Source organism: Blautia caccae, from assembly GCF_040095955.1.
In the GTDB taxonomy this organism is placed as follows: Bacteria; Bacillota; Clostridia; order Lachnospirales; family Lachnospiraceae; genus Blautia; species Blautia celeris.
This window is the reverse complement of the sequence record NZ_JBBMFP010000014.1, coordinates 1-24,606: the sequence shown is the minus strand read 5'-3', so window position 1 is coordinate 24,606 and position 24,606 is coordinate 1. Positions and strand designations below refer to the sequence as shown.

Sequence of the window (24,606 nt, the reverse complement as noted above, 5' to 3'; positions counted from 1 at the left end):
TATATTCTGTCGAATTTCACAACATTTCCTGCAGCCTTTCCACATCTTTGATATGCATTTCCTGGCCCTGTATGCTGAAAAATCCCTCTTTTTCCATCAGTTTTAATTCCTGGTTCAGTGATGACCGGCTCACATGGAGCATATTAGCCATTACAGACTGGGAAACCGGCATGGGAATCGCCGCCCCCGCTACAATGTCGTTCATTCCCACGATCCAGTAGGCAATTCTCTCACGGATCGTCTGGTAATTCAGACAGTTGAGATAAAGCTGGTCTTTCAGCCCCCGCTGTGATATATAGAGTAAAAGGGAATACATCAGCAGATTATCACGCTCCAGCATCTCCTCCAGAATCTCCACTGGAATCCAGGCCACCGTGGATTTTTTGGCAGCCACCAGGGTATAGGTGTAATACCTTTTACCGGAAAAGTAGAGAAGCTCCGGGAAAATATCATTCTTTTCAAAGTAAGCGTTGCAGAGCTCATCCCCATTGACAGTATGGCTTACTGCCTTCAGAATGCCGTCCAGCACAATCCCAAAAGAGTTGATCTTACTGCCCTGAGGATATATGATCTCTGACCTCTGATATGTCTTTCGGTTCATATACGGCCGGTAAATGCAGCTTCCCACACAGAGATCTGCAAAGGGTACCGGACAGCTTATCTTCGGATCTTCAAAAAATCTATGCATTTATACCCCTCCCAACATTCCCCGCAAAAAAAGAAACGCAAAGAGGGGCTGTCAAAACAGCTCCTCCCTGCGTCTTATTCTGCTTATTCCAATGGTCTGTCCAAAATATCACACAAATCATCATAATCCTTCTCGCCATTAAATCTCTGGACCTCTTCCCCGTTTTTGTAGATCACAACGACGGGAATTCCTCCGATATGGCACGCATCCAGCAGATCCTGGTTGGAATCCACATCCACATAGCGCACCTCGTACATTCCCTCATACTCTTCTGTGAGGGCTTCCTCCAGAACAGGATGAAGTGCCTTGCAGTGTACACAGCGCTCTGCACCGAAGAGCACAAGCACCGGTTTTCCTTCTACTTTAAGGACATCGTCATTCCAGCTCGACATGGTCACCGGTTTGAAGAAATCTTTGTTCACCTCAAAGACTTTCTCCCTCTGTGTCACATCTTCTTCGTCGTCTGTGGCCACACAAAGTGCCACATCTTGATAATACGGCAAAGTTCCTTCAATATCAATGACTTTTTTTGCTCCAAACGCTCCGGCACCCGGTACCCGGTATGTCACATTGTCAATGGGTGCGATGGGAACCTCCGTGGGAACCGGCTCCTGCGGCACATAGCTGTACGGATAACGGTAAGCACGGTAGATCATATTGTTCTTCGGGCCTTTTTCATTGTGTGTATAATACGGTGAAATCCATTCCCACACAATCTCATGATCCGGTGTCACTTCAATGACACGGCCGTCTGAGCCTTCCGTAACCATGGTATTTCCATTTGGCAGGCGCTGTGCGCTGCTGACATAGGGACTGTAGAATTTGCTGGCGTCGGTGGGAACCGCATGGCCCAGTTCCTTTGGTGTCAGCTTCCAGACAACCTCCAGGGTTACCGGGTTAAACTCCAGCACACGGCTGTAATCGCGCAGAGCGTTCTTAACGCCAATGGGAGCAGATGGATTGGGAACCCCGTAGCCGCCCCAGCCGCCGTTGTCAAACACCATCAGATTGCCTTCACCCGGCAGCCCTTTCGGAATCATATGGAAATGATGCTGGCCGATGATCCAGCCCAGCTTTTTCAGTTCCGGTGTGGCATTGAAGTCAGGTCCGATGCGCCATACGATCTTTCCTGTCTCTTTATCAAGGATAGCCAGAATATTGGCCTCCCTGCAGTCAAAAATAATATTTTCCGGTTTAAACCGCATATCACCCTGGTCGTACCATTTGTTCGGGCCAAGGTAGCTCATGCAGTTTACATGAAGATAGTCGCCTACACCGCCGTCTGAGGAGCGCATGTTCGGATCTCTGAACAGTGCGTTTTTGGCGGCCTCGTCAAATCCCAGTTCGTCAAAGTGTTCACTGATGGACCATTTCCAGAGGATGTTGCCCTCCCAGTCCACTTCAATCATGGCATCATCCAGAAGCTTTTTATCGGATATCTTCGGGTTTCTGATAGTCTGATGTACCAGGATCAGTGTGTTGCCTTCCAAGGGCTTTGCATCCATACCCGGAACATAGTATCCGACGGGATTTCCCTCCCTCTGATAGTCATGGTGCTGACGCGCCATCCAGCGATGGTCCCTGCCTGGGTCATCAATGTTCTCAAAGTGGTCAAATTCCCAGACAATATTTCCGTCATAGTCGATCTCGATCAGGTTGACACCGTCCTGCATACCGTAATCAGGATGACGGTATCCTGACAGACCCATCACATACCCGCCCGGAAGAAGTTTCGGCGGCATGGCATGCATATTCCAGCGTCTGATCTCATTTCCGTTCATGTCGAACAGCAGAACGCCGTCGTTGATAAGCGGAACGATCGTATATCCGCTCCAGCATTTCTCCGGATTGTAAACAGTGACTCCGTGTGGAAAAACAAGTGGCTGACCCATAATCAATTACCTCCTGAAGTTAATCATTATATTTTTTAAATAGGTTCCTGTCTGTTGATAATACTTACTTTACTTCCAATAATTTTCCGTTTTCATAAAACGCAGTGGATACCGTGTGCTCTATCTTCAGATCCTGATAGAGAAGGTTCTGGCGTGTAATGTCCTGACGGTAAACCTTCCACTCTCCCCTGAGCTGCTGTTCCAGGTCTGATACTGCCTGAATCTCTTCATTGCTGTATGGATTGTAGAACACAAAGGCAATTTTCCCTGAATCCGGGCTTAAAATGCCCTCAATCTGCTCAAGCTCCTTCACGTAACGCTCAGAAGCCACCGCAGCCACTGCGCCGTCTGCCGCGGAGGTGACAACCTGGCGCAAAAATGTCTGCCTGCAGTCGCCCACTGCATAAAGCCCCGGGATGCTGGTTTCCATCTTGTCATTGACCTTGATGTACCCGCTTCTGTCACAAGTGACCATATGACGCACGGGCTCTGTCTGAGGCACCATACCCACAAAGAAAAACAGTCCGTCCGCTTTAACTTCTCTGACCTCACCGGTCTCAACGTTTTTCAGCACAAGAGCTTCCACATGGTCTTTCCCTTTAATCTCCTGGACAGTGGAGCTCCAGCAGAAATCAATTTTAGGATTTTTATAGGCATGTTCTGCGGACACCTCGTTACAGTCAAGATGGCCTTTCTCATGGAGCACAATGATCGTGACTTTAGAGGCAAACCCGGTTAGATAATCCGCTTCCTCAACAGCCTGGTCTCCTGCGCCCAGCACGTAGATCTCCTTGCCTTTGAAAAATTCCGCATCACAGGTGGCGCAGTAGGCAACACCGTGGCCCACAAACTCTTTCTCTCCGGGAATCCCCAGTTCTCTTGGACGGGTGCCCAGATCCAGGATCACACTGCGTGCCTTGAAATCTCCTCTTCTCTTTGTGCTGACAATGAAAAGATTGTCTTCTTTGCTGATCGCCGTCGCTGTGGTCCGTTTCAGCTCCACTGTGGGATGGCTGGATGCGTGCTCCCGGAACCGCTCCATCAGGTGCTGGCCGCTGTCCACAATCGTGCCGGGATAATTCCGGACTTCATAGGTATCGTTGATACGTCCGCCATAGCTTCCCTTTTCCAGAAGAAGCGTTTTCCGCTCCGACCTGCCTGCATAAATAGCAGCCGCAAGACCGGCAGGCCCGCCGCCCACGATAATCAGATCATAAATAGATTCCATAATTTTCATCTCCTATTCTAATTTTTCTTTCACTTTAACCGTTTTTAAAGAACCCTCTCTTCCCACGCCCGTGACCACCCAGAAGATGCAGACTCCTGTGAGGATCAGGCAGTAAAAGGAAGAACAGAAAATCTGAAACGGTGACACAGTGGGCAGATAACTGTGTTTCTGCACCATCTCATTAATGATCGTCACACTTCCCATAACGAATGCGCTGTTAATGGGAATGATGGAGCTGAAGTTCGTCGCATTGGCTGTCAGCAGGATACTCCGTCGTTCCGGAGAAATACTGCTCTCCTGTCCGATTCTGTCCGCTATGTCACCGAACAGCAGGATTGACGGCAGCACACAGCCGGCAAGAAGAATGTTAACTATAACTATTCCTAAAGCCAGAACTGTCTCAGCGCCCCGTTTTGTCTTTGTAAATTTCCCTGACAGGATAATGCTGCAGCATCTTTCCAGCATTCCTCCGTCCACTGCCACTGCGATCAGTCCGTAAAGCAGAATGGTGGACACTGTCACGTCAATAATCCCATAAATACCTTCAAATATAATTCCGTTCAGCCCTGCCGTTTCATAATCAATGCTCACAATATCGGAAAATGTGAACAGACCGGTGATCAGTCCTAATACAAAGCCCGTAATAATTGCAAAAGAAACTCCTTCAAATAAGTTTCCTGTCTTAAAGCAGATACACAGAAGGACCACAACAGGTACCAGCATCCAAAGTCCTCTTGCATCCGAGAACTGGGAAAGCTGTGTCATGTCTCCCACACTGCCCTCCCCGGCACCGAATATTAAGTACAGAACCGTTGTGACCGCTCCCGCAGCCAAAATATAAGGAGTTCTCTGTTTCAAAACAGTCAGAAGCTTGGCCGGTCTTCCCGTTCCCCGTTCATGTTGTATCATCACTGTGGTGTTGATCACCTGTGAACTGGGAGACAGCGCATCCCCGAAAAAGATTCCGCTGATCAGCGCTCCGCTCAGCATAGAGGGACTGGCCCCCAAAAGTATTCCCGGAGGATAAAAAATGGGAATCACCGCAAACAATGCCGCGATCGGAGCACCTGCTCCCATAGAAATCACTGCTGAAGCCAGGAATGCAAAGACCACAAACCCGCTTTTTGTAATTCCAAGCTGAAGGCTCAGCCAGATAAATCCGCCCCCTATATTTCCCGTCATCATAAGCTTGGAAAAAATCCCTATGACCAGGAAAATAAAAATAAGCCTTGAATTTCCGTACTGCGCCAATCCATGCACAACAGAATCCCAGTATTTCCCTTTGTTCCTGCACAGGAAAAACCCTGTCAGAAGAGAAATCACTGCAGCAAAAATCAGCCCTTTCATTGAATAATAATGTAACCCCACCGAAAATATTCCGCCTATCAGTATGTACAGCACAAAGGGCATCATGGCAAATGCCTGTGTCCCCCAAAAAACCAGTTTTGGTTTTTCTGTTTTCATGCCGCCACCCCCGTTTCCTTTAGATAGTTAAAAGTATAACACACTTGAAAAACAATACCTGTTTCCGCGCCAACACTTACACAATTTTTTTTAAATTCTCACAGTTTTTTTGACATAACCGACAAAAAACCGGCGATGTCAGGTTCTTTTATCCTGTTATCATCGGTCTTTAATTTAACAAGAACATTTTCTGCATCCCATTCCATTCACTGGTATAAATAGACAATTTTATTGTACTTTATTATACATATATATACATTGACATATATTTAAATATGTTATATGATGAAGATAGTATTTATGTAACTATTGTGTACGTATTCAGTTGACTGAATAGGTGCACTATTGTCAAGTAATCTTCTGATCACTGAGATAAGGAGGGGATCTGATGAAGAACATGGAAGGCAGCAGTTACAACGACAAACTGGACAGGCTCGACAGATGCGCCGGTCTAAAGAAGGTTGACCGGGTGCCCATCGGCGCGGCCACCTTGTATTTCCCCGCAAAATACTCGCATATTTCCTACGAAGACATGTATTACGACCAGGAAAAATACAAAAATGCTTCTGTCAGATTTGCAAAAGATTTCAACTGGGACGCAGCATGTATGCTCAGAACTTTTGAAACAGTCACACTTGGTTTATCCCTGGCAGGGACTGATCCGCAAAACGCAGTAAACACAGCAGTAGCCTCTGTTCTAGGAGGCGGATTCGCACACGATATTCTAAAAGACAATTATTCATCACATCCAGGAAGAGAAATTCCCTCAGACACAGAATCCCAGTTTAAAATCAAAAATCCGGTCATGACCTCCGAAGAGTATGATGAGTTTATTGACGACCCCCTCGGTTTTCTGAACCGCAAAGTGGTTCCCAGGGTATATGGTGCTCTTGAAGAACCCGGCAGCTCTCAGTCTATATGTGCGCTCATGAAGTTTGGCATGAAACTCGGAACAGCGCTTGACGACCTGCAGGTATTTACGCAGGAAATGAAAAAAGCGGACTGTCCGCCATGGTATATGGCCATCTGCCCCAATCCCCTGGACGTGCTGGGGGCATTTCTGCGAGATTTTGATAAAGTCATTCTGGATATCCACCGGGTACCGGACAAAGTCCACAAAGCCTGTGAGGCTCTGCTTCCCATTCTTCTGGCCGTAGGAAAAGCCACAGGTGAAATATCTTATCAGCTCACCGGATCCAGAAGAGTATTTTTCCCTGTCTGGTATAACAGTTTTCTGTCGGAAAAACAATACAGAGAATTTCACTGGCCCTATCTCAAATACCTCTGCGAAGAACTGATCAAAGCCGGGTACACACCCCTCCTGTCCTTACAGGGTACATATGATCATCTGCTGGAAACACTTCTGGAGCTTCCCGCAGGTAAAGCGATTGCCTGGTTCGACAGGACAGACCCGGTCAAAGCCAGAGACATCATAGGAGACCACATGTGCATTGCGGGAGGAATCTCGCCCTCACTGCTGATCGGGGGCAGCGTTCAGGAAATTGACCTGCAGGTCAAGAAACTGCTGACCGAGATGAAAAAAGCCGCCGGCTTTATATTTACTCTGCCGTTTAATGCCATAGGTCCGGCGAAAATTGAAAATGTACTGGCAATGACAGAGGCAGTACACAGATATGGCGGTTATACCCAACCGTGAAAGGAGGTCCATTATGATCGATTTAACATCACTCACAAGTGCAGTCGGCGAACTTGATGAAAAAAAGGTTATGTCCATGCTGCAGGAATTTGTTGCAGGTGCTCCTGAGACAGAGGAAGCAGCCCAGGCCATCACTGCATGTCAGAAAGGCATGGAGAAAGTTGGCCAGCGTTTTGAAACAGGAGAATATTTCGTAGGAGATCTGATATTTGCCGGAGAACTCCTCACAGAGGCAATGGAAGTCTTAAAACCAATAATCGGCTCTGCCGCAAGACAAAAGGTCGGCAAAATTGTATTGGGAACTGTCCAGGGCGATCTGCATAACATTGGCAAAAATATTTTCAAGAGCATGGCGGAAGCAGCCGGATTCACTGTATATGACCTGGGTATCAACGTATCGCCGGAAGCTTTTCTCGACAAGATAAAAGAAGTGCAGCCCGATATTCTGGGTCTCAGCGGTGTTCTCACCATGGCTGTGGAATCTATGAAAAAAACTGTTGACCTTGTAAAAGAAGCCGGACTGAGAGAGCATATCAAAATCACGATCGGAGGCGCATGTGCAAGCTATGAAGCCATGCAGGTCTCAGGCGCTGATGCCTGGTCCACCAACGCCGCAGAGACTGTGAACGTATGTCTTGGCTGGGTCGGTCAGCACCAGGAGTGAAATCATATGATAATTATCGGTGAAAAAATAAATGGTTCCATCCCCGGCATCAAACAATATATCACCACTCAAAACAGCCGGCGCATCAGGGAACTGGCCATCAGACAGACCGAAGCAGGTGCGGATTATCTGGATATCTGTGCAAGGACTGCCGCTGCCCATGAAGCCGGAACTCTGAAATGGCTGATTGCCCAAGTGCAGGATGCCGTGGATACTCCTCTGTGCATTGACAGTCCGGACGCAGAGGTTCTGGAAAAAATGCTTACCCTTACAAAGAAACCCGGGCTGCTCAATTCAGCAGCTCTGGAAAAAGGAAAATGTGACCTGCTGTTTCCCCTGATATCAGACACACAGTGGCAGATCATCGTACAGACAACGGATGATGACGGGGTTCCCGAAGATGCAGAAAACCGGATCAAAATTGCAGATGCCATACTTGATAAAGCAGCCAGGTACGGCGTGAAACCGGAACAAATACATATAGATCCTCTGCTCACTGCAATCTCTGCGAATAACCAGTCCATGGTGGTTTTTACAGAGGCCGTCCGGGGTATAAGAAAACTATCTCCGAAGCTTAAGATAACTGCAGCCATCAGCAATCTTTCCTTTGGTATGCCGCTCAGGCAGGTGATCAACCAGCATTTCTACGCAGTGGCCGCTTTTCTGGGGCTGGATTCAGCAATTCTGGACCCATGCAGCCGGGAGCTGTATACATCCAGACTTGTCATGGATGCGCTGCTGGGAAAGGACCGTCTGTGCCGCAGGTTTACCAATGCCTACAGAAAAGGCATGACCGGCCGCAAAAAACCCGACTGTTAATATGCAAAACCAACGCCCGCATAAGTATCAGCCCCATAATAAAAGGAGTCCCCAAATGGCAAAACTGTCATTTGAGGACTCCTTCTATTATATTCATTGTCTCAACAATTTACACTGATTTTTCCCGTAAAATACCACACCACTATGGCAGTCCATGAGGGATATCAATTTACTAAAATTCTTATAGTTACCAGGATTTTCAAGGGAATATGGACATATCCCGATAACCGGCATATCCTGTATTGCCTGGTTCAGCCTGGCCTCAAAAGAAAGCAGGGCTTCCGCATTACCGCCTATGCAGTCCATTGCAGGAGAACCGGATGCCCACAGCCGGGTATGCCCCTTTGCAACGGCACTTTCAATGCCGGCGCTCCAGGCCCGGAGTGGTCCTTCTACTCCCTCCTTGCGATACAAAGACTGAAAATCAATCACATTAAGCAGACCTTCTTTTTCCAGCGTCTTCACATCCAGCCCGTTTCTCTCATACTGCTCACAGACCTTATCCGTCTCCTGCCACCAACATCCTTTCATGATACCGGCCCCCTCACTGAGAGCCCGGCGGAAAAATGAGACTTCAAATTCTGTAATTTCAGAATCTTTCTCTGTAATAAGAAGCAGGTGTTCCTTTTTATTCAGTTTATCCCACAGAGAATTGGATATCTTGCTGCCGCTGCTCATGACAGATTTTAACTGTTCCTCACTGATTCTCCATTCTTTTCCAATCTTAACAGCAGACAGCCTCCCCTGCTTCAGCCATCTGTATATCGTAGTCGTAGTGGTCCTCAGATACGCTGCCACTTCAGTCACCGTCAAGAGTTTCTCCATGATTTCTGCTCCTCCTGTGAAACAAATATATCTGCCTCTATCATATCACAGATGAATTTTCTTGTCGACGACAAAGCTCCCATTGGCAAAGGATAAGCATTTCCGTCCACGCACTCGCTGCATAGACGGAAATCTCTGTATTTTATCTTGGCCAGCGTTCTTTTCTTGCCGGAAACTTCGGGAATTTTCCATGCGGCTCTGCCTGATACCAGTAGGCTACAGTTGCCACATCATCCTGACGCTCAAACAATCCACCATAGTACACGCCAATCTGCTGTATCGTAACTTTAAGATCTTCTTTAAAAAGAATGGGATCTGCGATATGCCATCTGTAGAAGCTTCTCTGCGGCATCTGGTCATCATTATGGTAATCATTATGTATGAATGTGTCATGGCGGGAATAATAAGGATAGCCCAGATAAGGTGTACAGAACATCTGCTCTACTGTCTTTCCTTCTTCCTGCCCGGCAAAACTCCAAGCTCCGCCAAAGTAATCTTCTGTTCCTGTCCCGCAGATTGTAGGATATTCCTTATCTCCGTCAATGTAGAATTTCACTTCACCTTCTCCGTACCAGTAACGTTCCAGCGTAGTCAGTGCCATATATGTACCCACATACTGACCTTTCCCCTGTACATTATCCAGAATCACATAATCTTTTCCCTTCTCCGTAATGTGCTGTCTTTTCCACTGTGCATGGAAATATCCTGCGTCATCTGTAACCTCATCTGTTAGGCAGTAATCCACCTGATAAAAAAATGCAGGAATATCTTCATCACACTGATTTTCCACTGTTATTCTTGCCTTTTTCCTAAAAGGCATAGGAAAATACATATTAAATCCTCGGGTAGGATTTACTGCTATGGGCTGTGAATTCACCTGATACGATACACCGAATCCGCAGCAGAACAAATCCCCCAGAGGACTTTCCACAGACGGAGTCTCCTCGTCATCCCAATACATACGGACTACAAGGTCCCGCAGTACATATCTGTTTCTCTCACTGGTACGGTCCGTCACAGTCATCCAGATATGCTGAATAATGCCCGGACCTATTATCTCAGCCAGTGTCACCGTTTCTCCCGCTGCTATCTCAGGCACACAGGGAGAGCCTTTTCTTGACGGTCCCAGCTCGCTTTCCGCCATACCGCCTTTTCCTTTTTCTCCTGTCCGGTTCTCCCATGTAATTGCACGGGAAGAACCGTTTCTAAGCCTGAAAATATTCTCAAGTTCTCCAAGGACCATATTTTTACCCTTTTCATTATACATACTGAAGCCAAATGTCAATATTTCTGTACCAACAGTCTTGTTCCCTTTGCCCTGATTTCTCCGTATTCTGTAAAAATTCCCACGGAACCGGAAGCAATCTCATAGCATCTGGAAACCAATGCCACATCATTTACATAAACCAGCATGATATTTCCGCTTACCACCAGTTTGACCTTAGCAGAGTTTTCCGTAAATCGAACCGGCCGTTCATCCAGATAATACTGATCTCCGTCTACTCTGTTGTAACGATCCATAAGGATTCTGCCATTCTTTATTTCAAGACGTAACTGACACCATTCTTTAAGATCCGGCTGTGCGTGAATCATAATTCCTACTGCCTCTGTTCCTTCACTCCATGAAAGTTCTGTGTCAAACAGTGCAGTCTCAGGCAGTTCTGACAATTCTGCCCAGGCAAAGCCGTCTGATGCACTTCCTGTAAAGCAGGCATCTTCACCGGAAAACTCGCCCTGGCGTAATGTCAGTTTCAATGGAATTTCTTCCGTAAAAGACTGTTCGATTGTGTCCGGCATCTTCACTCCAAGTGTACCGTCTTCTCGCTGAACCAGTTCGTGAACCAGAATGTTTCCGCCCCAGAGGTGTCTGCCGCTGTCCCTGCAGTTTTCTCGAATAGATTCCCAGCCTACCATGTAGCGTTTCTTTCCGTCTGTCACAGACTTTGCTGCATAATATTCCCTGCCGTCAAACATATCGTCATGCTCCGGTACTCTATAAGGTCCCTGGAAACAATCCGCCACTCTGTATCTCGTTTCCCACCAACGGGAATAATTTGAGAATGTAAGATACCATTTATCTCCCATCTTAAAACAGTCATGACATTCATGTGTAATAAAGGTTCTCGGTGCATATAATGTTTTAAAATGCTCCCATGTATTCATATCTTCTGATACATACACGGCCGTACATCCCGTACGTTTATATGCCCCTTCCTTTTGGGTAGCTGTAATCAGCATGAAAAATTTTCCCAGTTCGTCATTCCGAATCACATGAGGATCTCTCCAGTGAAGGTTTCCATAATACCTAGTATCCGGTCGGAAGAAAAAGTCACGGTCTTTCTCCCAATGTACCATATCTGTACTGCGTGCTCTTAAAATCACCTGCTCATTTTTACCCTCAAGTCCATGATTTCCTTCACAAAAACCGGTATAATGAAAATAAAATATTCCGTCATACTCAAAAACACTGCCTGTGCCGATATGCCAGTCCTGATCATCCGGTGAACCGTTCTGAAGAACCAGTGTCGGTTCTTTGTAGTGTACAAAATCCTCTGTTTCCACTTTATAAACACAGCATTTATAGAGATAAAACAGATGGTACACTCCCTTCCAGAAGAAAGGCATAAAGTCTCCGCACATTTCGCCATGCGGCATTCCCGGATACTGTTTTTCCGGTGTATAAAAAATATTATAGTTTCCTTTCACGATGTCTCCTCCAATTGTAATTTTGTTCGTAACTATTCAGCAGGTCTGCGCATTTACTGCGCTGACCGTAAGAAAACGTTCAGCAGGTCTGCGCATTTACTGCGCTGACCGTAAGAAAACGTTCAGCAGCTCTGCTTTTCTATTCTGCCACATCTGCCAAAGTCTTCTTGTACCATTCATTTACTTCATCTGTAATGGTGTCTCCGCCCATTTCTTTCCATTGTTTTACAAAATCATCAAATGTTTCCGGCTTCTGTGTTCCCATGATGATGTTTACAAAAGTTTCTGACTGCAGCTTGTCCATGGATACCAGATTTGTACTCATGGTCGGTGTAGGTGCACCAAAGAATGCAGACTGAACCAGCTTGTCATTTGCTTTATAATCGTTGATAATCGTGTTCCAGCTTCCTTCCGGTCCGATAAATTTATAGTAGTTCCATCCAAGTGAATTGGAGGCTTTATCCATTCCTCCATCTATGTATGTTTTGATTACATTATAGTATCTTGCTGCTTCCGGATGGATATCTTCTATTTTGCTGTTTCCTTCCAGTGTGTCCTTGATTTCTTTATAATATGTGTTACATTTCTGAATTGCAGGGTCCATTCCGAATGCTGCATATTCAGCAAAGTTGATGCCTGTTTCAGGGTCTACACCAAACGTATTGAGTGTCTCCTCTGTTGAATCAAGGGAATTAATCTTATCCTGGAATACATTTGCGATTTTCACAAGTGCTTCCGGATGTTCACATTTTGCATTCGCTGCATAATAACGGCTGATTCTTACATAAGTAATCGGTTTTGCCGGTTCGTCTGTTGCAGATACAATCGGATAACACTGCCATTCTGCTTCCGGGTTATTTTCGATGTTGCTCTTGCATGCTCCCCACGGCATTCCTTCCAGTCCGTAGAACATACCTACTTTTCCGGCCGAAATATCCTCACCGAGTTTGACTGTGTCTTTAACACCGAATTCAGGGTCAATCAGACCGTCTTCGTACATCTGATTCAACTGCGTCAGTGCATCCTTGATGCCATTATTGATTCCGGAATATGTAATCTTTCCGTCATCTCCTTTTACCCATGCCTTTGCATACGCACCATATGCAGCAAAGAATCCCTCATAACTTCCCGGACTTGCTCCATCCTCAGACACAATCGCCTTCTGGAATCCGATTCCCCAGGTATCATCCTGACCGTTTCCATCCGGGTCATTATAGCGGAAAGCTTTCGCTACTTCAATCAATTCGTCCATTGTCGTCGGCGCCTTAAGCCCCAGATTTTCCAGCCAGTCTGTACGGATCCAAAGAAGGTCACAAGTTCCGTCTGCTGCGGAAAGCTGAGGAAGTCCGTACAGCTTACCATCAACCTTTGCAGATGCAAGCTGTATTCCTCCATCCACCTCAATCGTCTGTTTCAGCAGATCAGACGCATCTTTTTCATAGGAATCTGTAATATCTGCCAGCATTCCGGCATTTGCAAGTTCTGAAAATTCCTCAGGCGGAAGATCCATTAAATCCGGAAGCTCATTGGATGCGATTGCCATCGTAAGTTTCTGTGTATAGTCATCTCCTGCAGCGGCAATCGTGTAATTCAGTTTAATTCCCAAATCATCCTGATAGCAGCGTGTCCAGACATTGTTGTTGATATCATCGTCTCCGACATATTTTTCTGTACCATTCAATTTGTGCATATAGGTCAGCTCGACCATCCCGTCCTCTGTACTGCCTTCTGAAGCACCTCCCTTTGAAGTACCTTTCGATGAGTCTCCTCCTCCGCAAGCAGCAAGTGAACCTGCCATAGACACTGCCATCATCAGAGCCAAAATTTTTTTCTTTTTCATAAAAAGCCTCCTTATTCTCTTCTTTTTTATATTAAACGTATTCTCCGTTTAACATCGCTTTTTCTTATTCCTTAACGCTTCCCATAACTACACCTGCAACGAAATATTTCTGCAGGAACGGATAAATCATCAGTATCGGCACTGTACACAGGAGAATCAGTGCACCCTTGATCCCTCGTCCTGTCACATCTACAAGGTGCGGATTGAGCATCAGCTGTTCAGATGTAATCTTAGTAATATCAAATTTGAGCACAACTGACTGCAGATATGTCATCAATGGATATTTTTCCGGAAGGTTCATATAGATCAATCCATCAAACCATGCATTCCAGTGATTGACAATCAGAAACAGTGATACGGTTGCCAGGGAAGCTTTTGACAGCGGCAGATAGATTTTCCACATAGTCACAAACCAGTTTGCACCATCCACCAGGGCAGCCTCCTCAATTGCTTTTGGAATACCACGGAAAAAATTCATCATAATCAGTACGCAGAACATAGGGAGTGCTTCCGGCAAAATCAGTGCCCAGAAGGAGTTCACCATATGCATCTTGCTTACTACGAGATATGTAGGAATCAATCCTCCGTTAAAAACCATAGGAACCAGAAAAAACCACGTATAATATTTCCTGCTTCTGAAGATTCTGGGGTTATCCTTTGACAGCGGATAAGCCACAAGGATAATCAATGCCAGATTGATGGCCCATCCAAAGACTACCCTGAGTACAGTGATCGCGAAGGACTGAAAAAACTGCTTGTTCGACAAAATGTACTCATAAGCTGCTGTATTAAAACCTTTCGGCCAGAAGCTAACCGCATTTGCATCCACCATAGACCTTGCACTGAAGGAAATAGCGAACAGATTAATCAGCGGCAGAAGGCAGGACACTGCCAGTATACCGAGAAATATGTAATTCAGTACCATAAAAACTTTTCTTGACGGTGATTCTTTTATCTTCATTTTTCTTTCAGCCTCCTCTAGTTAGAATACCTTATATCCGGCCAGTTTATCTGCCATCTTATATCCCACCATGATGAGGGCAAAAGAGATTGCTGATTTGAATAAACCGACTGCAGTTGCCAAATCAAATTTTGCTTCTATCACACCGATCCGATATACGTAGGTATCTATAATATCTCCGGTAGCATAAACCTGCGGACTGTATAGGTTAAAAACCTGCTCAAATCCCGCCTGAAGCACATTGCCGACACTCAATACCATCATCAGAAGAATCATCGGCAGAATACTTGGAATCGTAACATGCAGAATCTGTTTAAACCGTCCTGCACCATCCATTCTTGCAGCCTCATAATAAGTCGGGTCAATTCCCGTGATCGCCGCCAGGTAAACAATCATTCCCCAGCCAAGCTCTTTCCATACATCAGTAAATACCATAGTATAAGGGAATACGTCTGCATTTCCCAGAAAGAACACCTCTTTCACTCCCATACTGTTCAGAAGATTGTTGACCATTCCTCCCGATGGTGAAAGAATATCAATAAAAATACCCGCCAATGCTGCCCATGAGATAAAATGCGGCAGATAAAGTACCGTCTGTACAGTCTTCTTGTATTTTTTTGCCCTCACTTCGTTAAGCAGCAGTGCAATTACGACAGGAAAAATCAGATTACCTACCATTTTCAAAACTGCAATAAAAACAGTATTCCAGATTACGCTTCCGAATCCCGGAAGTGAAAACAAATATCTGAAATTTTCAAATCCTACCCACTTCTGATCGAACAGCCCCCGCAGCGGTGTGTAATCTTCAAATGCCATACTGATTCCTGCAAACGGCACATACTTGAAAATAATGGTAATAATAACCGCCGGCAGCAGCATTACATGGAACGGCAGTTCCTTCTTAAACCATCCCTTTTTTCTCTTTTTCGTAACAGTTTTCATAGCAGCTCTCCCTTCCTTTTCTTGTTACAGTTTATCAATTCCATGGAAAGGCGTATATAAAACAATTTTTACTTTTACAACAAAAAAGTTAGTATTTTTGTATGATTACATTTTATTTTTCCTGCATTCCTGAGGTGTTATGCCATAATGTTCCTTAAAAATCTTAATAAAATACGCCGGATTCTGATAGCCGCAGACTTCAGCCACTTCATAGATTTTCAACCGTGAATTTTTAATCAGCCGCATTCCAAGCTCTATTCTCTGCTTTTCAATATAATCCCGAATACTGATATGCTCATACTGCTTAAACACTCTTGACAAATAAACCGGATTAAATCCCATTACCTGTCCGATCACTGTCAAAGATAACTCTTCCGAAAGGTGCGAAAGAATATAGGCCTTAATTTTCTCGTTAATTGTAATCTGGGTATTCTGATCTGTAATCTCATGTAACTCTTTCATTACCTGTACAAGCTTCCTAATGTAATCCGCTGCTTCTTTCCATGTCTCAAATGCCCCCGGGTCAAACAGCTCCACCAGCTGAATCCTGGATGCAAGCTCCATACGGATATTTTTTCTGTTGATATACGATACAAGCATATTTCCCAGAGAATAATACAGCTCCAATGCATACATGGAATGACGTCTGGAATTTTCCAGTACCTGAAGAATTTCCTCCTGTACTATGCAGAAATCTTCAAAGTTTTCCTGAGAAAGTATTTTTTCCAGCAGGCTGATTTTTTCCGTCAAGGCACAAAATATCCGTTCAACCTCCACACTCTCTCCATTGAACTTTTCAGCAGCATCTTCCTTCCTGTTCTCCATTACAACACTATTGTCTTCATTGAGTACCTGCCCCTGCATTTCATACCAGAGATCATTATACTTCCGATTCAATTCTTTCCACAAAACTCCGTTTTCTGCAATTACAAACCGCATCTGAAGACTGAGCTTCTGCTGTATTATCTTCTGTATATCAAGAACTGTCACAAACAGAAGTCCCGAAAGTTCTTCTTCCCCTGTTTCCAGCATCCAGACAAAAGAATCCCTGTACATAACTTTATGGATATATCCGATTTTTTTCTCATCCCATGCCTTGTACAGCATTTGTTCAACTGTTTCCAGAATATTTTCCTGCAGCTTCTGGGATACCTTTTCCTTCAGGCTTCCGATGAGCAGAAGAAGCTGCCCTTTTACAGGCAGCGGATTCTCCAAATCCGCCATCACTTTGTCAAAATCCTCTGTGGACACAATACTTCCATCCAGTATATGAACCAAAGCCTGCTGTTTAAACACAGGTTCCATATATGTGATTTTATTCTGCGAGCTTTCGTATTCCTCCATAAACAGATTTTCATGTCTAATCAGTTCTGCCATTTTCCTGACTGCCGCAAGAATAGTAGCATCTCCTTCTGTTTTCAGAATATAATCGTCTGCATTCTGTTTGATGGCCGAATATACAAGTTCAAATTCATCATATCCGGACAAAAACAAAACATGCACGTCCGGCTTTATTTTTCTCATTTTTTCTGCCATCTCAATCCCTGTCATTTTCGGCATTTTAACATCACTGACCACCAGATTCGGAAGTCTGTACTCAAAAATCTGAAGTGCCTTCTTGGGATGATAGCAGTTGAACACTTCAAAAATATCTCCCAGCTCCGTTTCAAACAGTTCTTTCATGCTGTCGGATATGAATGGCTCGTCATCTACCACCAGAAGCTTGTATTTTCTGTTTTGCGTTTCCTTTTCCCTCATCTTTTCCCTCATAATCTGACTCTGATTTCCACCTTCAGTCCTCCAAGATTTGATTTTAAAACACGGACGGACTGATCCTCCTTAAAGTACGCGTTTAACCGCAGATTAATATTCACTAATGCTGTAATATTTTCTTCTTTTTCCGGCTCCTGAAGCTTTTGCCTGATGCGGCAAAGCTCTTCTTCATGTATATTTCCGGAATTTTCCACAGAGATCACCAGATGTTCCCCTTCTTCATGGTATCCCACCCGCAGGATGATTTTCTCATCGTCATCCATTTCGTCAATCACATACTTAAATACATTTTCAAACAGAGGCTGTATCACAAGTCTCGGAACCATGATATAATTATATTTTTCAGGGAGTTCCTGAAAATCAATGCTGATGAGTCCCCTGTAACGATAACCCTGTATCACTGCATAGGCTCTCGCATGACTAACCTCATCAGACAGTCTTTTATCATCTCCCGAATCTCTGTTAATATATTTAAAAAAGTGCCCGGGGTTTTCACACAGGTATAGGCTGCTCTCTCGGTCACCGCTCTTAATCATACGATAAAGCAGAAAGTAACTGTTGTACATAAAATGAGGATTAATCTGTGCCTGAAGATGCTTGAAATTAGCCTTATTGACAAGAATCTGCTGTTTCAGTTCTTTTGAAACCAGACTGTCTATGCGTTCCGCCATATAATTAAACTTCCTGTAAAGATCCGAAAACACACCGTCCTTGTTGGTAAGCGGAATACGGTAGGACAGATTTGATTTTTCAATCTCCCCGAACGCTTTCACAAGCAGTACCTCCAGCGGGTGGAGAATATAACGAAAACCCAGCAGCATAACAAGTACAATATTCAGAATACTGATTCCGATAAATACCAGAATACTGTTCTTCATATTTTTCTGCAAAAGCTGCAGCAAACTCTGGTCCTGAAGATAATATATCCTGAAAAAGCTTCCCTCCTCCTCATAGGAATCCACAAAGTACTGATTATCTCCTATTGCCATGTTCCTGCTGTCTTGAAGTTCCGTAAGCGGCGGCAGCTTTTCTGTTCCGTCTGTAAAATATAGTTCGGAACAGTCCATGTTTGTCATCAGAAGAATATCCTGGGGTGACATTTTTGCAAAATTCAGTTCCTTCATGATTCGTTTCGTATCCACTTCCATTACAAAGACTCCGAGCACATTCCCCTGTTCCCAATAATCTTCAATATAATCTTTCTTCAGAACTTCCACCATATAAGCTCTGTCATCTGTCACTAAAAATACCTTTCCTGTCTGACGCTCTGTAATAAACTGGCGAAACTCTTCTGAATCATCATCATGGTAACCAAAACGGTCTATTTTCAGATTTTTATCCGGAAAATACAGTGTGCTGGACAGCGTAAGTTCATTCATATTATCCAGTTCCATACACCGTTCTTTTATGGCATCACAAAGTTTTCCCCTTTCAAAGCTGTTCACCATGTCATACTTGCAATAGAGTTCCAGAACCACATCATCCCCTATTACCATCTCCGACATTCTCTTCAATTTTGTAAAGGACTCGTTCATATTTCTTGCCAGATATTCAATCCTGTCCTTTTTTTCTTTTTTGTTTAAATTTGTATAGTGATCTTTTTCTGTTTGGTAAATATAGATATTAAAAGCAACGCTGATAGCTGCAAATCCCAGAACCAGAACAAGCAGCCACCGAAACAGATATTTGCCGAATGCCCGTTTCTGACCTTTCTTTTTTTTCATCTTACTCCTATCTGCATATTATTTCTGCCTGGTTTATGATCTGATTTACCTGTTCCCTCGAAACCAGAAATTCTGCTTTTTTGTCCCTGCTGAGCAGGTAATTTTCATCATCATATGGATAGTAGGCAATCTCAATATCAATCAGACCTTCCTGATTCCGTTTGTATTTCAGTGATAAAACAGGTTTTTCTGAATTCAGGACCTTCTCTGCCTGTTCCCGGTCCGCTTCTTTTGTGATCAGGACAGAGATCAATGAGGAATATAGCTTTGTAAATTGATCTTTGTCTGCTTTTTTTCCTTCTTTCATAAATTCCTGGTCATTGCTGCTGTCTGTCTTTATCTCAAAGACAGCCTTTGTGTCTCCCGTGTCTATTTCAAGTGTATCTATAGTTGTCAGATAGACGAGATTTGCGATTCCCATAATGAAATCATATGGTTCAACACCGGTCAGCACTTCCAGCATCTCTTTATCAACCTTGTATACATTCCCGGAATAATCCGCACGGACATAAGAATTACCTTCCTCATCCTCTTCCCCTATCTGAATCTTCACGCTCCCTGTATCCGAAAATTCTTCTTCCACCCAATCGCCTGAATCAATGAATCTTTCTTCCTCTGCCTTTTCCAGATAACCCCATGCTGCATAATTATCTAAAAATGTATAAATGTCGGAAACATTGACAAGCTGCTTTGTGTGATATGGTGCAGTCACCTGCCACTCACTGAAATCCACCTGATTTTCTGATGCTTCTTTACTGATTTCAAACACTTTCTCCCCGTTTTTCACAACTGCTATCCTTGTCATGGTTTTGCGGTTTCCCACCGGAAAACGCTTTCCATCCTGCGGCAGTTCAAGAACAGCATTCTTAGTGGTTTTTTCCGTCTCAGTATCCCGTTCTTCTTCTGCCCCCTCATTTTCCTGCACAACTGTTTTCTCTTCCGCTGTTTCTTTCTGGCTTTTCTCAATTTTTACAGATTTATCACTTTTCCCACATCCTGCAAATGCGACAGCAGCAGCCATAATTACCGCTGCTCCTGCCAGTAGCATCCATCTTCCGTTTTTCTTTTTCATAGCCGTGCCTCCCAAATTCTTTTCTTCACGTTATTTTAACAGCTTAAGTATATCTCATATATATAAAGAACTATACTTCCATACAAAAATCTTCACTCGAACCACCTCCCAGTCTGCAGTGTTTGCTGCCGCATGTATCTCTTTCTGATTTCTTCTGGAAATGATATCAGAATGCCGGTAGAGTGGGTATGGTTTCCCGCCTGGATTTTGAATTGCATCGACTCTCACTTACGCGCATAAAAAAAGCCGCCCTGCTCTGGTAAAGCAGACGGCCTATAACTCCATGATTATTATAAATTCAAGACAAAAAACCCCGAAAATGCCTGAAACAAAGGCATTTCCGGGGTCCTTATATAAATCAGATTATTTAAGTGTATTTTAATTCTAGCACATGAACTTTATAGAGGTTTAATTCCTTTTATATAAGAAGAAACACAAACATAAATTATCGTTTCTTCATCTATTTCCAAATAGTATTCTCTAATTTCTTTCTTTGTACAGTCATTATGCAGTCATTCACAACTTGACAATTACCTTTATTATACACATAAATAATATGATATCATGGGTACATGCAAACTTACTTGACTCGAATTTAAATACAGAATGTTTCTCAAATAAATTATCAAGATATGACACCTTGACAAACGAACATATGTTTTGTATACTCATATTAAGAACATACATTCGATTTGGAGGTACTAGAAATGGATGATAAAAAACAAACTGCTCTTGAAAACGCTATAACAGAAATAGAAAAAAATTATGGCAAAGGCGCTATTCAAAGGCTCGGACAATCAAATGGTATGGATATTAAAACTATTTCTACAGGCTCATTAAGTATAGATACTGCTTTAGGTGTTGGAGGGATTCCCCAAGGACGTATCATCGAAATTTACGGGCCCGAATCCAGTGGTAAAACTACTGTTGCATTACATATTATTGCTGAAATCCAGAGACATGGAGGCGTTGCTGCATTTATTGATGCAGAACATGCATTGGATCCTGCTTATGCCCAAAACATTGGTGTAGACATTAATTACCTTTATGTTTCGCAACCTGACGACGGAGAACAGGCCTTAGAAATTACAGAAGTAATGGTCCGTTCTGGTTCCGTTGACCTTATTGTTATAGATTCTGTAGCTGCATTAGTTCCAAAAGCTGAAATTAACGGTGAAATGGGTGATAGTCATGTAGGATTACAAGCTCGGCTTATGTCTCAAGCATTAAGAAAACTCACTGCATATATCAGTAATAATCACTGCACTGTTATCTTCATCAACCAATTACGTGAGAAGATTGGAAGTTATTCTATGGGAGAGGTCACAACTGGAGGCCGCGCTTTAAAATTCTACGCTTCCGTCCGTATGGATGTACGAAAAGTTGACACCATCAAACGGAATAATTGTGTAATTGGGAATCATGTCAAAGTAAAGATAGTAAAGAATAAAGTTGCCCCTCCATTCTCAACTGCAGAAATGGATATATTTTATGGAAAAGGGATCTGCCACGCTGGTGAAGTCCTTGACTTTGCAGAAGCTCAAAATATAATCAGAAAGAGCGGCTCTTGGTATTATTATCAAGATTCTGTTATCGGCCAGGGACGGGAAGATGCAATACTATATTTTGAAGGAAATCATGAATTAATGGAACTACTTGAATCCCAAATACGCCAAAACATTGGCATTTCATTTCAGCCTGCATCTTAGACAAACCGAAAATAGGCCGATGTAAATAACACCGGCCTACCATGTCATACCTTCGATCACCCACTTCTAGGTACAAATCCATTTTACTACTCGGCTTGTTGGAATGCAAGCTCATCTTCACAGCAGTTCCCTGATCACATCTTAATCCTCCGCACATCCTTTTCCTGTGCCGGCAGTTTCTCTGCTTCTATGGATGATGGTATATGGAGAGCTGCATCTTCCTGGAATCCTTCGATCATATTCACTGGGACCTTTTCTATCAGCCCCGGGGACAAGTCCTGCATCTCACAGATCTCTTTACAGGCCTCCTCCATAGAAAGTGCTGGAGCATCCAATTGTCCGCCATCTATCAGCTCACCCATATGATCAAACAGTGTATAATCATATCCCGTGTCACAGACCTGGATATAAAGGTATTGATCATTATCCAGGCAATAAGCGGCATCCCATTCAGGACTGGGCAGGAATTCATGGGTGATATCCGCAAAGCCCACGCTGTCCACATAATACGCTGTCTCCTGCCCTTCCTGGTGTATGACCACTACATCCGATACAGAAAGGCTGTGCCCCTTAAAATCCATCGGATGGTCCAGGTTAAAGCGGATATACAGATCTTCTAATGTCTCCCCTTCTTTTAGTTCCCCAGAGTAGACCTGTTCATAATTATCACTCTCCACATTTTTCCCATTTCGCTGCAGCTCAGAATAGGGTGTAAATAAGTAATCACTCAGCTTTTCATCCATTCTCAGCTGATAGATAGAATAAGTGTCTTCGCTTGAAGGCTGGCTGTCTTTAGCCGGCTGCTCCGGTCCGGCTGGATCCACTGCCGGCAATGTTTCCGGATCCTCTGCCGTCTGCTCCTGCATTTCCAGCTGGTTTTCTTCCTGTATCTCTTTTTCCAAAACTATTTCCAGGCAGCTCTTTATGCGTTCCGATATCTTCTCCGCATCTGCACAGGCCCGGAACAGTTCATTGGGATCATCACGCAGCGCTCCGATCCAGGACTTTAAATAGTCACTGTGGTCCTCCAGCACTTCTGCGGACGGGTCCACGCCCAGGTCTGTCTCTGTAAAAAGGGCACCCAGCTCTGCCCGCAGTTCCTCCTTCGCATAGTCCGGATCACCAAAACGCGTTCCAAAGGTCCGGTTCAGGCGTGACGCATGGCCTGTGCTGTGTCCCATTTCGTGGATCAGGGTAGCGATAAAGGATCCCGCATCCTTGAACATGCCCCTCAACGGCAGCACGATGTGGTCCTGGCCCTTATGGTAAAACGCATTGTCCTGTGCAAGCTCATATACCGGGCATTCACTGCTCCTGATCAGGTCATCTGCCAGTTTTGCAAGGTCCAGATCCAGATCATTCTTTTTCAGTTCCGGATAATCCTGCACCTGTTCCGCATTGTAAACATAAAAAAAAGCCACTTTTGGCTTTTTCAGTTCTACCTCTATCGTTTTCTGTTTCCCGTCCTCCTGCTCTACTTTCTTTTTCTCCTGAAAGATCCATTTCTCACACATCACGCCGTGCTGCCCTGTTTTCAGGTGGTATCCTGCTTTCTCCATCTGCTTGAAGGTCATCCAGCGGGGATCCGCATAGCCGGCTTCCATACCGGCCACCATCAGGCGCAGCCTGTTACCGCCTTTATAGACGGATCCGGATTCCGGATTGTGCGGGTAAAATGCGAGACGGTCCCAGGCTGGGCGGTTATTATGGTATCCTTCCTCCATCAGCTGGATGACTTTCTCTACAAGCTCTTTCCGGCTTTCCATCACCTTTTCAAATGCTGTCGCCATCGGCTCTCCTCCATTCTTCATCTACAGATTCATCCTTGATCTCCGCCATTTCCTCCAGGTCATCCATATCGATCACCCCCGGCTCCTCTACTACGCCATATTGTTCTTTCCACTCTTCGATATTCACCTTGCTGTCTCCTTTCTGCTGAGCATGAGCAGTCTCCGCATCTGATTCATCTGCTTCGCTGTCAGATCCGGGTCATAAAATGTCCTGATCTCCGCATCGGTCATCCCATCCTCCAGGGCCTGGATGATCTCCTCCATCTGCTCCGGATCAAGGGGATACCGGTTGATCCAGTCATATGCAGTGCCAACGGATAGATCAAGTGTGGCACCGCCTTGTTCTTCTTCGATCTCCCGGATCCGTTCCTGGCTTTGCTCCATGAGCTCCCGGATCTCTTCCTCGTCCATGGGCTCCTCATCGAAATGCATCTGCAGAAAACTGTCTTCATCCAGGATGATATATTGCGGACTCGCGCCGGATTCTTTTTGTTTCCGGTAATAGTCGATTTCCTCCTCTTCAAGGGGTTCCAGGGATACCTGTTCCAGGTCCTGAAAGTGCATCCCGTTCCTGACGGCACGGGCAGGGAGATCATAGCAGCCCAGCTCAACCGCCTGTTTGTAACGCTCACATTTTCCTGTCTGGTATTTCTTATCCATTACCGGGTTCTCCCCTGCTAGGAGGACAATGCATTTTTCTTTGTCCATTTTCCGAAGCTCATCCTCGGTCATGAGCTTCCGACCGAGGGAATCCACATTGCTGCTGGTGGACCCATGCGACCCGTAGGTCTTACCGCTGCTCCTTTTATTCAGTGTGAACTCTCCCAGCAGGCCGCTCACATACTCATAAGA

General features: G+C 44.6%; 20 protein-coding genes. 4 read left to right on the top strand and 16 right to left on the bottom strand.

The genetic code is table 11. The annotated features are described in order from the left end of the window. Positions 1-16: 16 nt before the first annotated feature. The 4 genes from WMO65_RS15605 to WMO65_RS15590 form a co-directional block, all read right to left on the bottom strand. Positions 17-688: a Crp/Fnr family transcriptional regulator gene (locus tag WMO65_RS15605; RefSeq protein WP_033139951.1), complete on the bottom strand. Its 672-nt coding sequence runs from the start codon at positions 686-688 to the stop codon at positions 17-19. An 83-nt stretch (positions 689-771) separates the two neighbouring features. Next, entirely contained in the window at positions 772-2,580 is a 1,809-nt protein-coding gene (locus tag WMO65_RS15600) for an aryl-sulfate sulfotransferase (RefSeq protein ID WP_033139952.1), read from the bottom strand. A gap of 64 nt (positions 2,581-2,644) precedes the next feature. After that, positions 2,645-3,808, bottom strand: coding sequence for an NAD(P)/FAD-dependent oxidoreductase (locus WMO65_RS15595; protein WP_148391861.1), 1,164 nt, complete (start codon positions 3,806-3,808; stop codon positions 2,645-2,647). A 12-nt stretch (positions 3,809-3,820) separates the two neighbouring features. Next, complete coding sequence (locus WMO65_RS15590) at positions 3,821-5,272, bottom strand: Na+/H+ antiporter NhaC family protein (protein ID WP_148391860.1); 1,452 nt, start codon at positions 5,270-5,272, stop codon at positions 3,821-3,823. Positions 5,273-5,660: 388 nt separating this feature from the next. Between WMO65_RS15590 and WMO65_RS15585 the strand changes: the two genes are divergently transcribed. From WMO65_RS15585 to WMO65_RS15575, 3 genes are read left to right on the top strand one after another with little or no spacing between them, the layout of a single operon-like run. Beyond that, a complete protein-coding gene (locus tag WMO65_RS15585; protein ID WP_148391859.1) occupies positions 5,661-6,929 on the top strand; it encodes a uroporphyrinogen decarboxylase family protein in 1,269 nt (422 codons plus the stop codon). Between the two features lie 13 nt (positions 6,930-6,942). Then, positions 6,943-7,593, top strand: coding sequence for a cobalamin B12-binding domain-containing protein (locus WMO65_RS15580; protein WP_054351372.1), 651 nt, complete (start codon positions 6,943-6,945; stop codon positions 7,591-7,593). A 6-nt stretch (positions 7,594-7,599) separates the two neighbouring features. Continuing rightward, a complete protein-coding gene (locus WMO65_RS15575) occupies positions 7,600-8,412 on the top strand; it encodes a dihydropteroate synthase (protein ID WP_148391858.1) in 813 nt (270 codons plus the stop codon). Positions 8,413-8,505: 93 nt separating this feature from the next. On the opposite strand, the gene WMO65_RS15570 is transcribed toward WMO65_RS15575, so the two are convergent. The 9 genes from WMO65_RS15570 to WMO65_RS15530 all read right to left on the bottom strand — a co-directional run bounded on the left by WMO65_RS15570 (position 8,506) and on the right by WMO65_RS15530 (position 20,255). Next, the gene (locus WMO65_RS15570) at positions 8,506-9,237 is read right to left on the bottom strand and encodes an MEDS domain-containing protein (protein ID WP_033139958.1); all 732 of its coding nucleotides are present in this window, start codon (positions 9,235-9,237) and stop codon (positions 8,506-8,508) included. Positions 9,238-9,379: 142 nt separating this feature from the next. Beyond that, a complete protein-coding gene (locus WMO65_RS15565; protein WP_243126002.1) occupies positions 9,380-10,480 on the bottom strand; it encodes a glycoside hydrolase family 172 protein in 1,101 nt (366 codons plus the stop codon). Positions 10,481-10,518: 38 nt separating this feature from the next. Further along, positions 10,519-11,943: a glycoside hydrolase family protein gene (locus WMO65_RS15560; protein WP_148391857.1), complete on the bottom strand. Its 1,425-nt coding sequence runs from the start codon at positions 11,941-11,943 to the stop codon at positions 10,519-10,521. A 139-nt stretch (positions 11,944-12,082) separates the two neighbouring features. After that, the gene (locus WMO65_RS15555; protein ID WP_148391856.1) at positions 12,083-13,783 is read right to left on the bottom strand and encodes an extracellular solute-binding protein; all 1,701 of its coding nucleotides are present in this window, start codon (positions 13,781-13,783) and stop codon (positions 12,083-12,085) included. Between the two features lie 64 nt (positions 13,784-13,847). Next, positions 13,848-14,744, bottom strand: a complete 897-nt coding sequence (locus tag WMO65_RS15550) for a carbohydrate ABC transporter permease (RefSeq protein WP_033139960.1) — start codon at positions 14,742-14,744, stop codon at positions 13,848-13,850. 21 nt (positions 14,745-14,765) lie between these two features. Beyond that, positions 14,766-15,686 carry an ABC transporter permease gene (locus WMO65_RS15545; protein WP_052099062.1) on the bottom strand — a complete coding sequence of 307 codons (921 nt, stop codon included), beginning with the start codon at positions 15,684-15,686 and terminating at the stop codon, positions 14,766-14,768. A gap of 105 nt (positions 15,687-15,791) precedes the next feature. Continuing rightward, the gene (locus tag WMO65_RS15540) at positions 15,792-17,444 is read right to left on the bottom strand and encodes a response regulator transcription factor (protein WP_187370541.1); all 1,653 of its coding nucleotides are present in this window, start codon (positions 17,442-17,444) and stop codon (positions 15,792-15,794) included. An 8-nt stretch (positions 17,445-17,452) separates the two neighbouring features. Continuing rightward, entirely contained in the window at positions 17,453-19,183 is a 1,731-nt protein-coding gene (locus WMO65_RS15535; RefSeq protein WP_349064445.1) for a sensor histidine kinase, read from the bottom strand. Positions 19,184-19,190: 7 nt separating this feature from the next. Then, positions 19,191-20,255: a hypothetical protein gene (locus tag WMO65_RS15530; RefSeq protein ID WP_148391853.1), complete on the bottom strand. Its 1,065-nt coding sequence runs from the start codon at positions 20,253-20,255 to the stop codon at positions 19,191-19,193. Between the two features lie 707 nt (positions 20,256-20,962). Here WMO65_RS15530 and recA point away from each other — a divergent pair. Next, positions 20,963-21,964, top strand: a complete 1,002-nt coding sequence (gene recA / locus WMO65_RS15525; RefSeq protein WP_349064443.1) for a recombinase RecA — start codon at positions 20,963-20,965, stop codon at positions 21,962-21,964. 134 nt (positions 21,965-22,098) lie between these two features. On the opposite strand, the gene WMO65_RS15520 is transcribed toward recA, so the two are convergent. The 3 genes from WMO65_RS15520 to WMO65_RS15510 all read right to left on the bottom strand — a co-directional run. After that, a complete protein-coding gene (locus WMO65_RS15520) occupies positions 22,099-23,754 on the bottom strand; it encodes a zincin-like metallopeptidase domain-containing protein (RefSeq protein ID WP_349064441.1) in 1,656 nt (551 codons plus the stop codon). Beyond that, positions 23,738-23,881 carry a hypothetical protein gene (locus WMO65_RS15515; RefSeq protein WP_155857316.1) on the bottom strand — a complete coding sequence of 48 codons (144 nt, stop codon included), beginning with the start codon at positions 23,879-23,881 and terminating at the stop codon, positions 23,738-23,740. The genes WMO65_RS15520 and WMO65_RS15515 overlap by 17 nt, the downstream gene beginning before the upstream one ends. Continuing rightward, positions 23,878-24,606, bottom strand: a 729-nt coding sequence (locus tag WMO65_RS15510) for a type IV secretory system conjugative DNA transfer family protein (protein WP_349064440.1), incomplete at its 5' end; no start/stop codon positions are given. The genes WMO65_RS15515 and WMO65_RS15510, both read right to left, overlap by 4 nt.

Coding starts and splice junctions, on each gene's coding strand:
- WMO65_RS15605 (WP_033139951.1), bottom strand. CDS start 688: ATGCATAGATTTTTTGAAGATCCGAAGATAAGCTGTCCGGTACCCTTT.
- WMO65_RS15600 (WP_033139952.1), bottom strand. CDS start 2,580: ATGGGTCAGCCACTTGTTTTTCCACACGGAGTCACTGTTTACAATCCG.
- WMO65_RS15595 (WP_148391861.1), bottom strand. CDS start 3,808: ATGGAATCTATTTATGATCTGATTATCGTGGGCGGCGGGCCTGCCGGT.
- WMO65_RS15590 (WP_148391860.1), bottom strand. CDS start 5,272: ATGAAAACAGAAAAACCAAAACTGGTTTTTTGGGGGACACAGGCATTT.
- WMO65_RS15585 (WP_148391859.1), top strand. CDS start 5,661: ATGAAGAACATGGAAGGCAGCAGTTACAACGACAAACTGGACAGGCTC.
- WMO65_RS15580 (WP_054351372.1), top strand. CDS start 6,943: ATGATCGATTTAACATCACTCACAAGTGCAGTCGGCGAACTTGATGAA.
- WMO65_RS15575 (WP_148391858.1), top strand. CDS start 7,600: ATGATAATTATCGGTGAAAAAATAAATGGTTCCATCCCCGGCATCAAA.
- WMO65_RS15570 (WP_033139958.1), bottom strand. CDS start 9,237: ATGGAGAAACTCTTGACGGTGACTGAAGTGGCAGCGTATCTGAGGACC.
- WMO65_RS15565 (WP_243126002.1), bottom strand. CDS start 10,480: ATGGTCCTTGGAGAACTTGAGAATATTTTCAGGCTTAGAAACGGTTCT.
- WMO65_RS15555 (WP_148391856.1), bottom strand. CDS start 13,783: ATGAAAAAGAAAAAAATTTTGGCTCTGATGATGGCAGTGTCTATGGCA.
- WMO65_RS15550 (WP_033139960.1), bottom strand. CDS start 14,744: ATGAAGATAAAAGAATCACCGTCAAGAAAAGTTTTTATGGTACTGAAT.
- WMO65_RS15545 (WP_052099062.1), bottom strand. CDS start 15,686: ATGAAAACTGTTACGAAAAAGAGAAAAAAGGGATGGTTTAAGAAGGAA.
- WMO65_RS15540 (WP_187370541.1), bottom strand. CDS start 17,444: ATGAGGGAAAAGGAAACGCAAAACAGAAAATACAAGCTTCTGGTGGTA.
- WMO65_RS15535 (WP_349064445.1), bottom strand. CDS start 19,183: ATGAAAAAAAAGAAAGGTCAGAAACGGGCATTCGGCAAATATCTGTTT.
- WMO65_RS15530 (WP_148391853.1), bottom strand. CDS start 20,255: ATGAAAAAGAAAAACGGAAGATGGATGCTACTGGCAGGAGCAGCGGTA.
- recA (WP_349064443.1), top strand. CDS start 20,963: ATGGATGATAAAAAACAAACTGCTCTTGAAAACGCTATAACAGAAATA.
- WMO65_RS15520 (WP_349064441.1), bottom strand. CDS start 23,754: ATGGCGACAGCATTTGAAAAGGTGATGGAAAGCCGGAAAGAGCTTGTA.